The organism is Methylomonas sp. 2F7 (assembly GCF_057126975.1).
Genome location: NZ_CP195203.1, coordinates 1,182,474 through 1,196,319 on the forward strand (window position 1 = coordinate 1,182,474; position 13,846 = coordinate 1,196,319).

14 protein-coding genes are annotated in these 13,846 nt (G+C 50.3%); 4 read left to right on the plus strand and 10 right to left on the minus strand.

Annotated elements, in window-relative coordinates; all coding sequences use genetic code 11:
• Positions 1-22: 22 nt before the first annotated feature.
• Genes ACR64Q_RS05480 through ACR64Q_RS05500 form a run of 5 tightly spaced genes read right to left on the minus strand, consistent with a single transcriptional unit; the run spans position 23 to position 4,193 of the window.
• Complete coding sequence (locus ACR64Q_RS05480; RefSeq protein ID WP_313733855.1) at positions 23-502, minus strand: protein disulfide oxidoreductase; 480 nt, start codon at positions 500-502, stop codon at positions 23-25.
• On the minus strand, positions 502-1,236 hold the full coding sequence (locus ACR64Q_RS05485) for a M48 family metallopeptidase (protein WP_313733856.1): 735 nt from the start codon (positions 1,234-1,236) through the stop codon (positions 502-504). The genes ACR64Q_RS05480 and ACR64Q_RS05485 overlap by 1 nt, the downstream gene beginning before the upstream one ends.
• A complete protein-coding gene (locus ACR64Q_RS05490; RefSeq protein WP_313733857.1) occupies positions 1,233-1,904 on the minus strand; it encodes a transglutaminase-like cysteine peptidase in 672 nt (223 codons plus the stop codon). The genes ACR64Q_RS05485 and ACR64Q_RS05490 overlap by 4 nt, the downstream gene beginning before the upstream one ends.
• Positions 1,891-3,795, minus strand: coding sequence for a bifunctional diguanylate cyclase/phosphodiesterase (locus ACR64Q_RS05495; protein WP_313733858.1), 1,905 nt, complete (start codon positions 3,793-3,795; stop codon positions 1,891-1,893). Before ACR64Q_RS05495 ends, ACR64Q_RS05490 begins: the two co-directional genes overlap by 14 nt.
• A gap of 5 nt (positions 3,796-3,800) precedes the next feature.
• Positions 3,801-4,193, minus strand: a complete 393-nt coding sequence (locus ACR64Q_RS05500; protein WP_026604069.1) for a group II truncated hemoglobin — start codon at positions 4,191-4,193, stop codon at positions 3,801-3,803.
• 126 nt (positions 4,194-4,319) lie between these two features.
• On the opposite strand from ACR64Q_RS05500, the gene ACR64Q_RS05505 reads away from it, so the two are divergent.
• The gene (locus ACR64Q_RS05505) at positions 4,320-4,988 is read left to right on the plus strand and encodes a Bax inhibitor-1/YccA family protein (protein ID WP_313733859.1); all 669 of its coding nucleotides are present in this window, start codon (positions 4,320-4,322) and stop codon (positions 4,986-4,988) included.
• A 194-nt stretch (positions 4,989-5,182) separates the two neighbouring features.
• Here ACR64Q_RS05505 and ACR64Q_RS05510 read toward each other — a convergent pair whose 3' ends face one another.
• On the minus strand, positions 5,183-5,323 hold the full coding sequence (locus ACR64Q_RS05510; protein WP_155931185.1) for a hypothetical protein: 141 nt from the start codon (positions 5,321-5,323) through the stop codon (positions 5,183-5,185).
• Positions 5,324-5,685: 362 nt separating this feature from the next.
• On the opposite strand from ACR64Q_RS05510, the gene ACR64Q_RS05515 reads away from it, so the two are divergent.
• Positions 5,686-6,252, plus strand: coding sequence for a globin family protein (locus tag ACR64Q_RS05515; protein WP_313733860.1), 567 nt, complete (start codon positions 5,686-5,688; stop codon positions 6,250-6,252).
• Between the two features lie 121 nt (positions 6,253-6,373).
• On the opposite strand, the gene ACR64Q_RS05520 is transcribed toward ACR64Q_RS05515, so the two are convergent.
• The 4 genes from ACR64Q_RS05520 to ACR64Q_RS05535 all read right to left on the minus strand — a co-directional run bounded on the left by ACR64Q_RS05520 (position 6,374) and on the right by ACR64Q_RS05535 (position 11,562).
• On the minus strand, positions 6,374-7,753 hold the full coding sequence (locus tag ACR64Q_RS05520) for an L-serine ammonia-lyase (protein ID WP_313733862.1): 1,380 nt from the start codon (positions 7,751-7,753) through the stop codon (positions 6,374-6,376).
• A gap of 241 nt (positions 7,754-7,994) precedes the next feature.
• A complete protein-coding gene (locus ACR64Q_RS05525) occupies positions 7,995-8,204 on the minus strand; it encodes a cold-shock protein (protein ID WP_020485487.1) in 210 nt (69 codons plus the stop codon).
• A 416-nt stretch (positions 8,205-8,620) separates the two neighbouring features.
• Entirely contained in the window at positions 8,621-10,030 is a 1,410-nt protein-coding gene (gene glnA / locus ACR64Q_RS05530; RefSeq protein WP_020485489.1) for a glutamate--ammonia ligase, read from the minus strand.
• Positions 10,031-10,194: 164 nt separating this feature from the next.
• Positions 10,195-11,562: a porin gene (locus ACR64Q_RS05535; RefSeq protein ID WP_313733864.1), complete on the minus strand. Its 1,368-nt coding sequence runs from the start codon at positions 11,560-11,562 to the stop codon at positions 10,195-10,197.
• 408 nt (positions 11,563-11,970) lie between these two features.
• Between ACR64Q_RS05535 and ACR64Q_RS05540 the strand changes: the two genes are divergently transcribed.
• Both ACR64Q_RS05540 and ACR64Q_RS05545 read left to right on the plus strand, forming a co-directional pair.
• Positions 11,971-12,309, plus strand: coding sequence for a P-II family nitrogen regulator (locus ACR64Q_RS05540; RefSeq protein ID WP_020485491.1), 339 nt, complete (start codon positions 11,971-11,973; stop codon positions 12,307-12,309).
• 22 nt (positions 12,310-12,331) lie between these two features.
• Complete coding sequence (locus ACR64Q_RS05545; protein ID WP_020485492.1) at positions 12,332-13,735, plus strand: ammonium transporter; 1,404 nt, start codon at positions 12,332-12,334, stop codon at positions 13,733-13,735.
• Positions 13,736-13,846: the final 111 nt, after the last annotated feature.

Genomic DNA, 13,846 nt, shown 5'->3' on the forward strand with positions numbered 1-13,846 from the left:
CGAGATTGTTGCTTCGATAAAGTCAGCTCAATCCTGTCAGCCAAAGTCTGAAACGCATGCCCCATTCCGACGTATACCCTACCGTCGTAAAGACAATATCGCCGGCGGCGTTAATGAAGAACACAGCCGGTACGCCTTTAATCCCGTAACGTTGGCCGAGACTGCCGTTATTGTCGTTCACAACCGGCCAGTTAAGTTGTTTGTTGTTTAGATAGTTCTGTAATGCGCTGTCGTCGCCGGAGCGCACCGCTACCGTCAAGCCCGGATAATCCCGCATTATGTTGCTGATGCTGCCCTGCATGCTTCGGCATATTCCGCACCATTCCGCCCAGAAGTACAACACAGCCGGCCCTTTACTTATGCGTGGCATAGGGTTTTCGCCGGTTAGCGTGGTTTGCACGATGGGCGGCGGCGTACCGCTGACTAAATCCTGATTGACCAGAAATTGCCCGGCAAAGATAAATAGCGCCGCAAAGATATAAAACCCCAGCTTTTTCAGCATTACAAGCCTTGCATCACGCTAGCGCCGTGTTGTTTAAGCCAGAGCCGGCGTTGCTTAAAGTCGGGTAGATGTTCGCCAACCAATTGCCAGAAAGCCGGAGAATGATTTTTGTGTTTGATGTGGCAAAGTTCGTGGACTACCACGTATTCCAAAACTGCGGCTGGAGCCAGCAGCAGCAGCCAATTCATATTGATGTCGTTTTTCGGACCGCAGCTGCCCCAACGGCTTTTTTGGGTTTTGATGCGGATGCTGCGCGGAAACAGGGCAAAGCGCGGCGCGTGTAGATCGACCCATTGCTGTACCTGCTGCTTGGCCTGGTTTTTCATCCAGCGCGTCAAAGCTTGTTGAATCAGGGCGGAGTGTTGCTCATCGGCAATTCGAGCCGGTAATTTCACCCAAAACATTTCGTCGTTCAGCAACTCGATGCGGACAGTTTTGGCTTTACCGGTGGTGGTTTTTAGCGGTAAGCGGCGGCCTTGGTAGGGCACATGCGCGCCATCCCTGTAATCGCTCGGCGCTAGCCGTGGCGCGGCGGTTTGCACTCTGCCGGCAACGCGTTTTAGCGCGGCTTCTATCCAGTCTTTTTGGGCATGCACAAAATCCTGAATGCGCCGTTCGGACACTTTGAGCGGTGCCACCACTTCTATTTTGTCGGCGGTGACTACGATGCGGGTGTTTTTGGCGCGGCTGCTGCGGCGCAGGTTGTAAGGTAAGGGGACGGTTTGCTTGTTCAAAAAGGCGATTCCAGCATTCTTAATTTAAGCTCGGTCCACATGCTTAAGCGGTCCGAACCGCCGACATGTTGCCCGGAACCTTTGCTTTTGGCAAGCCATAAGCCGGTACCGTTAAAGCTGTACACGGGCTGTAAGTCGCTGCGCTGCGTAGCAGGGACTATGTTCGGCTTCAGATTATCCAGCACCAAGGGTACCGCGCGCGGCGAGTCGAAGTAGGTCAGTACCATATGTGCCTGATTCAGTTCCAAAGCCTTGACGTAGGTAATCCGCAGTTTACTTTCATCGACGCCCATTTCCACCAAGGTAAAATATTTGGCTATGGAGTAATCTTCGCAATCGCCGGCACCTTTGGCCAGAAACTCCGTGGGTGCTGCCCAGTAATCGGTTTTTTGCCACAGGATAATATCGTCAATAAACTCGACGTTACCGTTGAAAAAGTCGTTGACCCGTTCCAGTTTCGTCGCTTCCGGCCAGCCTTTGCCGTTCTCGATCAAGCTTTGCCAGTCTAAGAAACGTTGCTTGGCTGTCGAGCCGTATTTTTTTTCGACTTTATCCAGCAGGCCCTGATCGATTAATAGGCCGGCTGCCAGCGCAACGCCGCAACATAGGCTGAAGAAGAGAACGGCTAATCCGGCAGCGTTAAGTGCGCCCTTATTAACGGCTGGCACCGACGATTCCTATCGCCTTTAAGCGGCGATAATCCTTATCCGACTGCACGTTTTCCGCCAAGATCGAAATATCCAGCAATGTGGAAATTTCTTGCATGGTTTGCACGAACGCGTGCTTTTGCGAGGAACTGTCGATACCGTTGCCGATGTCGCGGGCCAGACGGATATAGTCCGGTTTCAGGCGTTTGACCAATTCCGCCGACATGGATTGGGTTTCGAAGCGTTTGATCATCACCCGCGCGCCCCACTGATGCACGGTTTCTATGAAGGCCTGATAGGCGTCTATATCCTTGACGACGGCATAAGCGGATAAACTGAATACCAGCTTTTTGGCTTCCGCCGGATTTTGTTTGATTAGTTTTTCCAACCAGAGCCGGAAATCGCTGTTTTTGATGGTGCGGGTCGATACGTTGACGGCGATGGCATGTTCGATGTGATTGTGCCGAATATGCTCCAATGCGATACGAATGACGCCTTTATCCAGATCGACGATTTTGGCGAATTTTTCGGCAATCGAGATGAATGGACCGATTGCCACCAGGCCGCCCTGTTTATCGTGCACCTGAATGAAAGCCTCTTCCATTAACAGTTCGCCGCTACTGAATGCGGCGATCTGCCCGATATACCAAACCGAGTAACCGTTGTGGTCGATGCAGTCGAAGACCAAGTCCTTCCAGGTGGCAATATCACGAGCAAAATTATCGCCGGTGCGGATGAAATAACTGTTGGCGCCGATCAGATGCGCTTGTTCGTAAGCTTCGTGCGCCGCTTCCAACAGAATTTCGGTGGTCAGCAGCGGATTGAAAGCAACCACGCCGATGTGGGCCAAATCGGTTTTTTGGTAACGTTCGCCCAATTCGGTTACTTCGTTGCTCAGGGTTTTCACCAACCCTTCCAATTGTTCCGAATTCCCAATCTTCAGCACCAGTGCAAATTCGGCGCCGTAGAATCGATAAGCTTTGCCGGCTTGTGCTCCAGCAAGATCGGCGATTTTTTCCAGAATGGCGGCAAACGCTTGTAAGAATTGATCGATCACGTCGCTGTCGCGCTCTTTGACCAGATCGACCAAGCTATCGATTTTTATCAAAACCACATAGGCATCCGCGTCTTCCAATGCCAAATTTTTCATGTCGGTTTCGAAAACGGCTTTTTTATACAGCCCGGTCAAATCGTCGCGCAACAAGCTGGCGCCCATTTGGTCCAGTTTGCCGTGCAGTGCGGCAATCGTGGTTTTTATTTTGTGCGACATGGTGTTCATGGATGCCGCGACATTGCGTACTTCGCGGGTCCAGGGTAATTCTTCGATACTTTCGAAATGGCCGTCGCTGATCTGCTGGGCCAATAGATCGATTTTTCTTAGCGAGGCTAATGTGACGCGTAAAAGCAGTGCCAGCAGGGCAATGGACAATAAAAATGCTGCCAGCGAATAATAAAACCCGGATTTGGCTTGTTCATACAGTTTTAGATAGGCGTAGCCGGAGTTGACCGTGACGTAGATCACCCCGCTCATGTTCCAGCCCGAGCTGATTTCGCTTTCGGCGGTCGCCGATGTCATGGGCAGCAGTTCGGTAAACCAGTCCGGCACGCCTTCTATGCGCTTGTCGCTGCTTAGAGCCACCAGTTCTTTGTTATCCGCATCGACCAGCCTGATTTCCTTGTAATAACCCATATCAAAAATTGCGCTCATCATGGTTTTAATCACCGGATCGTGGTTATCGACCATGTAAGGACTGAGGGATAGACCCAGCGAGGTGGCGGTATCTTGGGCATGATTCTTCGATTCGCCTTCCAGGTAGTCCTTGATGTTGTTGACGCTCAACGCGAAATTGACGCTGAAAATCATCAAAAACAGCGCTGAAATCAGGATTAACAATTGTTTGGATAATGACATGAGCTTCAGCTTCCCGTGGCTTCTTGATTAATCATATGCGTCGCGAGTTGTTGCAAGGCGGTGCGGATGTTTTCGCGCAGGCGTGGGTCTGTCTCAATTTCATCCAGGGCCTTGTTCATGCATAGCATCCATTGATCCCGCTCCGATTCGCCAATCGGGAATGGAAAATGCCTGGCACGCAGCATGGGGTGGCCGAATTCTTCGATAAACAGGTTGGGGCCACCCAGCCAGCCGGAGAAGAACTTAAATAATTTGTCTTTGGCGCCTGCTAGACTGGGAGCGTGCATGGCCCGGATGCCCTGGGCTTCCGGCAGAATATCCATGTAAAAGTAGAATCTGTCGACCAGGCTGCGCAACGCATTCTCGCCGCCGATTAACTCGTAGGGGGTGGGGCTCATGTCCTATTTAACCTCGTATGTACAATTTCTTTAGGTATACTAGCAGACGGTACCGACAATGCCCTGAAACTCTAGGGCCGTTGCGCGGTCATAGCATTACATGTAACTTTGAGAGGATAACTGATCATGCGTTTAAATACTGCAACTGCTCGTTCGGAAGCCGGCATACTGGCGACCAATAAGGTTTTAAAGAATACTTATTTATTGCTATCGATGACTCTGCTGTTCAGCGCGGCTATGGCTGCGGTAGCGATGACGCTGGATTTGCCGCATCCGGGTTTGATTATCACCATGGTAGGCTACTTCGGTCTGCTGTTTTTAACCACCCGTTTCAGTAATAGTGCACTGGGTTTAGTGTTCGTGTTTGCGTTGACCGGTTTCATGGGTATGACCCTGGGGCCGATTTTAAACATGTATATACACGCGTTCAGCAACGGCCATGAACTGATTTTAACCGCGCTGGGCGGTACCGGCGTGATTTTCCTGGGCTTGTCAGGCTACGCGCTGACCACCCGCAAGGATTTTAGTTTTATGGCCGGCTTCCTGATGGTGGGCGTGCTGGTAGCATTCTTCGCGGGTTTGGCGGCGATCTTATTTTCGGTACCTGCGTTGTCGTTGGCGGTTTCCGCGATGTTCGTGTTGCTGATGTCCGGTATGATTTTGTATCAAACTAGTGAAATCATCCACGGCGGCGAAACCAACTATATTTTAGCCACCGTGTCATTGTATGTGACCATCTACAACCTGTTCACCAGCTTGCTGCAATTGTTGGGCGTATTCGGTGGTAACGACTGATAATTCGGTCAAATAAGCTATTCGCTGCGAGTGTTAAACAAGGCGGATTGATAAAGTAACGCGATTAAAACAAAAATGCCCCGTCGGGAAACCGGTGGGGCATTTTTTATATGGGCATTACAGCTTGTTCAGTTCTGCCATTGGCCGGCTTTCGTCTGTCATTTAAACCGGCCCGCAACGATGCTCAGGCAGTTTTAATGTTGCTCAGGGCTATACCAAGCCTCAGCCGCCATTTTGTACATTTCTTGAAAAATGACTTTCAATAATTGAAAAGCTGAAATAGCTATCAGTGCGCCGATAGTGACTCCGGCCATAGCGACAAGTGCGATTTTCATAATGCCTCCTCTTTTTATCGAATAAAGTGTGAACAGCGTCATAAAAATGCCGCTTCGGGCGCGATTCTCCTACGTTAAACGAGGATTTCAAGTGGTTTTTAAACTACATCTGTGGCCTGATTTTTCAATGTTATTCATCTTCATAGACTTAACATTCGACGTTAATGTTGTTTGCTAAAAATTTTTTTCAAATGCTATGTCTTTGCCTGCCAGCTGCTGATTTTTGAAAAACGTTTAAGCGGATATTGCCGGATCGGACTTATACTCTGGCGCTGCGTTTAGTAGACGTAAAAGGGACGTACTCATGCGGCATTTGATTTAAGCAAAAAAGCTGGTTAACTATAAAGCAGGGGGATTAAACGATGAACAATAAACTATTACCTAAAATTGACGAGAACCTGGTGTCGAAAATTGTGGATATTTTCTATGCCAGTGTGCTCGATGACTATCGAATCAACCGATATTTTTACTCTAGGCCCATCCAAGAGCAAGCCAAGCCGTTAAAGCAACTTGTAAACGCGTTGTTCAGCACAGAACCTGTCGAGCCTAAAAGACTGTCCGAATTGGCTGATGATTATTTTGCTGCGGCTTTTGCCAGAGGGAACGCCAAGCCCAGTTTGGTGAATAATCGAGACTTTGCGTTTTTGGAGATGTTCGTCACCGGCGATCTTGTCGGCAGCGACGAGAAACCCCACCTAACTCTGCTCTGTCCCGGCCATTCCCATTTTTTAAGACTACAGCCAATTGACGATAACTACGATGTGGTATTGGAACTGTTGCAAAACAGCCTCAATCAATTGCAAGTTCCGCAGGAAACGGCAGACCAGATCATGGCATTCGCGGCGTCAGGCCGGGACGGTATTCTTGGCAGAGGCCAGGCCATCTATGACGATGGGGATATAGCGACCGATTTCCGAACACATGGTTAACTTTACTATCGTCTAAAGTTCGGAAATTGCTGATCGTTGCTGATTCGTTTGGGCAGGCTTTTTGTTAGACGCGCGAGTTTTAACGACTCTACAAATCTTGGGCTTGCATAAACCTGAGTTGTCAGCATTCAATCAAATTTACCGCCAAACCGCCGCGTGAGGTCTCCTTGTATTTGGTCTTCATATCGGCGCCGGTTTCGCGCATGGTTTTGATTACCTTGTCCAAGGATACGAAATGCTTGCCGTCGCCGCGCAGGGCAATGCGCGCGGCGTTGATAGCCTTTACCGATCCCATCGCGTTACGCTCGATGCAGGGCACTTGCACCAAACCGCCGACTGGGTCGCAGGTCAAGCCCAAGTTATGCTCCATCCCAATTTCGGCGGCGTTCTCGACCTGTTCAGGCGTGCCGCCCAATACTTCGGCCAGTGCACCGGCCGCCATAGAGCACGCAACGCCGACTTCGCCCTGGCAGCCGACCTCGGCACCGGATAGCGAGGCGTTCTCTTTGTACAAGATCGCTATTGCAGCTGCCGTCAGTAAAAAGCGAATCACACCTTCCTCATTCGCGCCGTCGCAAAAGCGCCAGTAGTAATGCAATACCGCCGGGATGATGCCGGCAGCGCCGTTGGTGGGTGCGGTCACCACGCGTCCGCCGGAGGCATTTTCCTCGCTGACGGCAAGTGCAAATAAATTCACCCACTCCATCGTTCCGACCGGCATGCTTGGCGTTTGTCGAGGTATTTCGCCGCTCAGCTGCCGATAGAGATTGGCCGCTCTGCGCCTGACTTTCATTCCGCCCGGCATAACCCCTTCTTCATGTAAGCCTCGTTCGACGCAAGCCTGCATCACCTGCCAAATGTTCAATAATTTCTGGCGGATTTCCTCTTCACCCAGCCAGGCTTTTTCATTGCTCAGCATCAAATCGCTGATTGATTTGTTATGCGTCGCGCACAGTTTTAGTATCGCTGCACCAGTTTTGAAAGGGTAGGGCAGGCAGGTATCGTCATTGCTTAGCCGATCATCGGCCGCAGCTGCGTCGGTCACGACAAATCCGCCACCTACCGAATAGTAATCGCTTTGTAGCAGTTCGGCGCCGTTTGCATCAAATACTGTAAAGCGCATGCCGTTGGAGTGATAGGGCAGTACTTTGCGTTGAAACAGCAAATCGGCCTTCTCGTTGAACGGCACCGGGTAGCGGTGCAATAGCTTAACTGCCCCGGTCTCGCGGATAGTCGCTAGTCGTTGCGGAATGATGGCAGGGTCAATCAAGTCGGGTGCTTCGCCTTCCAGACCAAGCAATACCGCTTTATCGGTGCCATGGCCTTTGCCTGTCGCGCCAAGCGAACCGAATAATTCGATGCGCAAGCGCTGTACCTCGCCAATAAAACCTCGCTGTTCCAGATTATTGACAAACGTCATCGCCGCTCGCATGGGTCCTACAGTATGAGAGCTGGAAGGTCCGATACCGATTTTAAAAATATCGAAGACGCTGATAGCCATAATAGTTACCTAAATAGTGCTGAGGAAAGAGTGTCTGGAGTAAAGGGGCTGCATCCCCTCCTCGATAGCGAAGCAATTAATATGCCCCGTCGCGTAGGCTGTAGTACAAGGGCCTAGTAAAATCAATGCCTCGAGAGGGTGAAAAATAAAATAGGGGGCTTTGGTTCGGGTTTATTTTGGCACAAAAAAAGCCGGTATTACCCGGCTTCAATGCTTTGCTACGATAGCAATCAAATGACCACTATAAAGGGGTGACGTTTTCCGCTTGTGGGCCTTTAGCTCCGCTGGTTACTTCCATGGTGACGCTTTGGCCTTCACTCAAGGTTTTGCGACCGCTACCTTGAATAACGCTAAAGTGTACAAACACATCTTTGCCACCATCTTGTTCAATGAAGCCGAAGCCTTTGTCATCGTTGAACCACTTAACTTTGCCTTGTACTAATGCTGCCATAAATTACTCTTAACTTTTAAAAAACCATTTCTGGTGTGTTTCCGGTTGTTTTCTATATCAACCGAATTCTGATTATGCACCAATTAGGGCGGGAATGCCCCAAAATAAAAGCCGATGACCCGCGAATACCACCAACTCGTTGTTGCTAGCGGTTTGATATGTCGACACTTTTCCGGACATACAGCTAAGCAGCTTTAAGCTGTAATTCTTAGTCAACGGGCGACAGGTAGCCATTGGCGCAATGAAGTCGCTCGCGGTTAGCATCGGCATCACCCCTAGCCTATTTCGGAATAGAGGGCAAAAACTTGGGCTTCAACGGGTTTCGTTGGGAATGTTTGGGGCAAAAAAACCCCGCTAAGCCAAGCGGCTTGCGGGGTTTTGGGTTGGCTTGGGACTGCCTGAGACAGTCTTAAAACCTATAGGCTGTAGTACATATCCAGTTCAACTGGGTGAGTGCTCATGCGCAGACGAGTCACATCTTCTTGTTTCAGTGCAATGTAGCCATCGATTACGTCGTCGGTGAATACGCCGCCACGAGTCAAGAACTCACGGTCTGCATCCAGAGCGGCCAATGCTTCGTCCAGAGAGAAAGCAACTTGTGGAATCGCTTTTTCTTCTTCTGGTGGCAAGTCGTACAAGTCTTTATCCATTGCTTCACCTGGGTGAATTTTGTTTTGGATACCGTCAAGACCGGCCATCAACATGGCAGAGAATGCCAAGTATGGGTTAGCAGTTGAGTCTGGGAAACGTACTTCGATACGGCGACCTTTAGGGTTGGTGACGTAAGGAATACGGATAGACGCAGAGCGGTTACGTGCAGAGTAAGCCAGCATTACAGGCGCTTCAAAACCAGGAACCAGACGTTTGTAGCTGTTGGTTGATGGATTGGTGATTGCATTCAATGCTTTAGCGTGTTTGATGATACCGCCGATGTAGTACAGCGCGGTTTCTGACAGGCCGCCATACAAGTTGCCGGTGAACAGGTTTACGCCGCCTTTAGCCAAGGATTGGTGAACGTGCATGCCGCTGCCGTTGTCGCCAACCAGTGGTTTAGGCATGAAGGTTGCGGTTTTGCCGTAAGCGTGAGCGATGTTGGCAATCACATATTTCAAGCCCAATACTTCGTCGGCTTTTTTAACCAGCGTGTTGAATTTAACGCCGATTTCGCACTGACCGGCAGTTGCCACTTCGTGGTGATGTACTTCAACGGTTTGGCCGATTTCTTCCAGAACCAAGCACATTGCGGAACGCATGTCTTGGAATGAATCGACGGGTGGTACGGGGAAGTAACCACCTTTAACGCCCGGACGGTGACCGATATTACCGTTTTCGTACACTTTTTCAGAGTTCCAGCCGGCTTCTTCTGAGTCGATTTGGTAGGAGCATCCGCCCATGCTGGTGTTCCAGCGGACGTCGTCGAAAATGAAGAATTCGTTTTCAGGACCGAAGAACGCGGTGTCTGCGATGCCGGTAGATTGCAAATAGGCTTCAGCACGTTTGGCGATAGAGCGTGGGTCGCGAGCGTAACCTTGCATATCTTTCGGTTCGATAATATCGCAACGCAAGATCAGCGTTTTGTCGTCGAAAAATGGATCGATAACCGCTGTGCTGGGGTCGGGCATCAGAATCATGTCGGATTCGTTGATGTGTTTCCAGCCGGCGATGGATGAACCGTCGAACATGTTACCTTCTTCAAAGGTATCTTCGTCGATAGTGTGCGCTGGGAAAGTAACGTGTTGTTCTTTGCCGCGCGTGTCACAGAAACGGAAGTCGACAAATTTTACGTCGTTTTCTTGGATTAATTTCAGAACGTGATCAACAGACATTAGTGAGGGTCTCCGTGGGTTGTAGTTGTTTTGGTTGAGAAGCTAAACGTTTTAACAATATCATCAAACGTAGTAAAGAGCTATAACAAACAGAGCCTCCAAAGGGCTTTCAACTCTATGGAGGCTTACAGATTTATAACGATAAATTTGCTTAGGCTACCAACTTAGAAAGTGATGACCACATCCGCAGTAACCAGGAATTGGTTGTGGCGTGTGCCGTTGTCGAACGCTTTGGCATTATCCGTAAAGTCGTAACGCACGTTTGGACGCAAGTTCAACCATTTTGCCGGTTTGTAGCTCATGCCGGCGGTTACAGCGTAGTAGCCACTTGCTTCCTGAAAGTTGCTGGCTAGGTAGTTGCCGCCGCAAGCAAAGTTTGCCCCTTCGTTGCCGGCTGCCGCATAACAACGGCCTGGACCGTACACCCGGATTCCATTGTGATCGCGGAACCATTCAGCGCGCACGCCAGCGGAAACTTTGTCATTTATGTCATAAATCAAATACTGATTGATGCCGTACCATTCTGCGTCTTGTGTGGCAGTACCATTCGGAGCCGCACTTGCTGTCCAAATGTTGTTGGCAAAGCCGTGGTCATGTTGAATGATGTAATGCAGCTTGTCGGTGAAATTGTGCTTGCCAACAATGCTGTAAATCGCCCAGGTGTCGTTGCTGTTTTCGGAACGGTCGCCCGCTGTTGAAGTAATTGCCAACGATGTGCCGGCGTCGTCGCTAGTCCAAGTTACGCCGCCCAGCCAAGCCCAGTTCCCAAGGTCTCTATCCCAGTTACCGTCCCAGCCGCCGGAGTTGCTACCGGTGACCGCGCCGCCCATTACTGTCCAGTTGGGGTTGTAGGCGTAAGTTGCCAGTATACCGGTGTGGGTAAACGGCTCGCCATATTGCATGGTGTATGGTTTTGTGATGAAGAAGTTATCCGGTGCGGTAACAACTTCGTAACCGATTGGTGTGTAGAAGTGACCGGCTTTTACCGCGATACCATTTCCGAAAGGCAGATTAAATTCCGCGTAGGCTTGCGGCAACGCCAAGCCATAAAAGCGCTCGCCATGTCCGCTTAAATTCAAATCCCAATTGCCGCGGTCACTGCTTGTGAGTGCGTCGCCCGGATCAAGCCCAAAAGAGCCATAGGCTTGGGTGAATGCCGCGTCGGTACCGTACATCACGTCGACTCGGCCGCCGATGTCGAAAGCATCGCCACTAACTGTAATCGCTTTTTGCAAATACAGGTTCAATTGGTTCATTTGCGGCTCGCCAGTTCGGTCATTAAATGTTACTGGGCCGTTAAAACCATCACTGTTGCTGTGCATGTTGGCGCCGATACTGGCATTCAGCCAGCCACCAATTTTAAGATTGTGATCCTTCATGAACTTGGCTTCGTTCGGATCAATGCCTGCTGCACCCAGTAGTCCGGATGCTTCTGTCCAGCTGTCCGCCATAGCGGAGGCACTGCAAATCACCATTAACCCGGCTAAGCAAGCGCGGCTGTGTGATTTTGTTAACGTTGTGTTGTTTCTCATGGTGGTTATCCCCTTGGTTCAGTGACTACTGAAGATTGTATAGCAGTTTTTAGGCCATATTCGATTTATTAAAAATCAACAAGATAGGCGGCATATGTAGACTAGTTCATGATTCGCAATGGTGCAAATTCTTTTTGTTGCACCAAAGTAATGCGGTGTTGCTATGTTGCGACAACGCCCCATTTATTCTTAAAGCAAACCACTGAAACTGGCAGATCAAGGCCTGTAGGGTGGTATTGAGTTGCAATGGTGCAATCCAAAAAGCGTTGCACTGCTTTGGTGCGATTCTGTTGTCCTTTTAATTGATGTGTTTAATAAATCTTTAAAAATCATGGGAATAAATAGTGGCATGCATCATGCTTTGCTTGTTTCGGGAATTTATTAACTCAAGCAAAGAGGTGTTGAACTATGAAACTGATAACAGCGGTGGTTAAGCCGTTTAAGCTAGACGACGTGCGTGAGGCGTTGTCGGATATCGGTGTATCTGGCGTGACGGTTACTGAAGTAAAAGGCTTTGGTCGGCAAAAGGGCCATACGGAACTGTATCGTGGTGCCGAATATGTGGTGGATTTTTTACCCAAAGCAAAAATCGAGGTAGCGGTTGCGGATGCTTTGCTTGAGCAAGCCGTCGAAGCGATTGTGAAAGTAGCCAATACCGGGAAGATCGGCGATGGCAAAATTTTTGTAACCGATCTGGAGCAGGTGGTTCGGATCAGAACCGGCGAATCCGGCGAAGAAGCTCTTTAATATCAAGATGGGGAAACCAACAATGAAATATTTAACAGGCATGGCGCTGTTCGCGCTGTTTGGACTCTCGGGCATGGCGTTTGCGGAAGAAGTGGCGGCACCGGCCGTACAAGCCACCGTTAACAAAGGCGATACCGCCTGGATGATAGTTGCCACCGTACTGGTTGCGTTAATGGTAATACCTGGCTTGGCCTTGTTCTACGGCGGTATGGTGCGAGCCAAAAACATGCTGTCTATCTTGATGCAGGTCTTTGTTATCTTTTCGTTGACGGCGATTATGTGGGCGACGTTCGGCTACAGCGTCGCGTTTACCGAGGGTAACGCCTTCTTCGGCGGTTTCAGCAAGGCATTTTTGAAGGGTATTACCCCGGATTCGATGGCGGCCACTTTCAGCAAGGGGGCTTATGTACCGGAGTTCATTTATGTAGCGTTCCAGCTGACATTCTCGGCTATCACGCCGGCCTTGATCATCGGCGCATTTGCCGAGCGGGTTAAATTTTCAGCGGTGCTGTTGTTTACCGTGATCTGGTTTAGCTTCTGCTACTTACCGATGGCGCATATGGTTTGGTACTGGGCAGGCCCTGATGCGTATACCGATGCTGCCGCAGCGGAAACAGCCGGTGCGACGGCGGGCTTTTTATTCCAAAAAGGCGCGTTGGATTTTGCCGGCGGCACCGTGGTACATATCAATGCCGGTATCGCTGGTTTGGTCGGTTGCTTAATGATAGGTAAGCGCATTGGTTATGGTAAAGAGTTTATCGCGCCGCACAGCGTGACGATGAACATGATAGGCGCGTCCTTGTTGTGGATAGGTTGGTTCGGTTTTAATGCAGGCTCCAACCTGGAAGCCAACGGTCTGGCGGCATTGGTTTTCCTCAACACATTGTTGGCGGCAGCGGCGGCAACCTTGGCCTGGATGGGCGCAGAATGGGCTGTGCGTGGTAAACCCAGCATGTTGGGCGCCACGTCAGGCGCGGTTGCCGGTTTAGTCGCGATAACTCCTGCTTGCGGCTGGTCAGGCCCGATGGGCGCTATCGGTTTAGGCTTGGTGGTCGGCGCAGTATGTTTCTGGTCAGTAACCTTTTTGAAACACGCGATGAACTATGACGATTCGCTGGATGCGTTTGGTGTGCACGGGGTAGGCGGTATCATCGGCGCCTTGGGTACTGCTGTGGTTGCCAGCCCTGCCTTGGGCGGTACCGGAGTATGGGATTACGTCACCAACGCGACCTTGCCTGACTACAGCGTGCTTACCCAGCTTGCCAGCCAAGCTTGGGGTGTAGGTATCGCCATCGTTTGGTCGGGTGTGGTGTCCTTCATTGCCTTCAAAATTGCCGATGTGGCTCTGGGTCTGCGGGTTAGCGAAGCGACTGAGCGTGAAGGTCTGGATGTCACCGAACACGGCGAAACCGCTTATCATGTTTAGGGTTGAAAGCTGCGGTTAACGCGAAAAGAAACGGGTGGTCGGCGATGGCTGCCCGTTTTTGTTATCATGAGGCACTACTTTGGTGCTTGTGCTCGGGTAAATTGTAGGTTC

Coding starts and splice junctions, on each gene's coding strand:
- ACR64Q_RS05480 (WP_313733855.1), bottom strand. CDS start 502: ATGCTGAAAAAGCTGGGGTTTTATATCTTTGCGGCGCTATTTATCTTT.
- ACR64Q_RS05495 (WP_313733858.1), bottom strand. CDS start 3,795: ATGTCATTATCCAAACAATTGTTAATCCTGATTTCAGCGCTGTTTTTG.
- ACR64Q_RS05500 (WP_026604069.1), bottom strand. CDS start 4,193: ATGAGCCCCACCCCCTACGAGTTAATCGGCGGCGAGAATGCGTTGCGC.
- ACR64Q_RS05505 (WP_313733859.1), top strand. CDS start 4,320: ATGCGTTTAAATACTGCAACTGCTCGTTCGGAAGCCGGCATACTGGCG.
- ACR64Q_RS05510 (WP_155931185.1), bottom strand. CDS start 5,323: ATGAAAATCGCACTTGTCGCTATGGCCGGAGTCACTATCGGCGCACTG.
- ACR64Q_RS05515 (WP_313733860.1), top strand. CDS start 5,686: ATGAACAATAAACTATTACCTAAAATTGACGAGAACCTGGTGTCGAAA.
- ACR64Q_RS05520 (WP_313733862.1), bottom strand. CDS start 7,753: ATGGCTATCAGCGTCTTCGATATTTTTAAAATCGGTATCGGACCTTCC.
- ACR64Q_RS05525 (WP_020485487.1), bottom strand. CDS start 8,204: ATGGCAGCATTAGTACAAGGCAAAGTTAAGTGGTTCAACGATGACAAA.
- glnA (WP_020485489.1), bottom strand. CDS start 10,030: ATGTCTGTTGATCACGTTCTGAAATTAATCCAAGAAAACGACGTAAAA.
- ACR64Q_RS05535 (WP_313733864.1), bottom strand. CDS start 11,562: ATGAGAAACAACACAACGTTAACAAAATCACACAGCCGCGCTTGCTTA.
- ACR64Q_RS05540 (WP_020485491.1), top strand. CDS start 11,971: ATGAAACTGATAACAGCGGTGGTTAAGCCGTTTAAGCTAGACGACGTG.
- ACR64Q_RS05545 (WP_020485492.1), top strand. CDS start 12,332: ATGAAATATTTAACAGGCATGGCGCTGTTCGCGCTGTTTGGACTCTCG.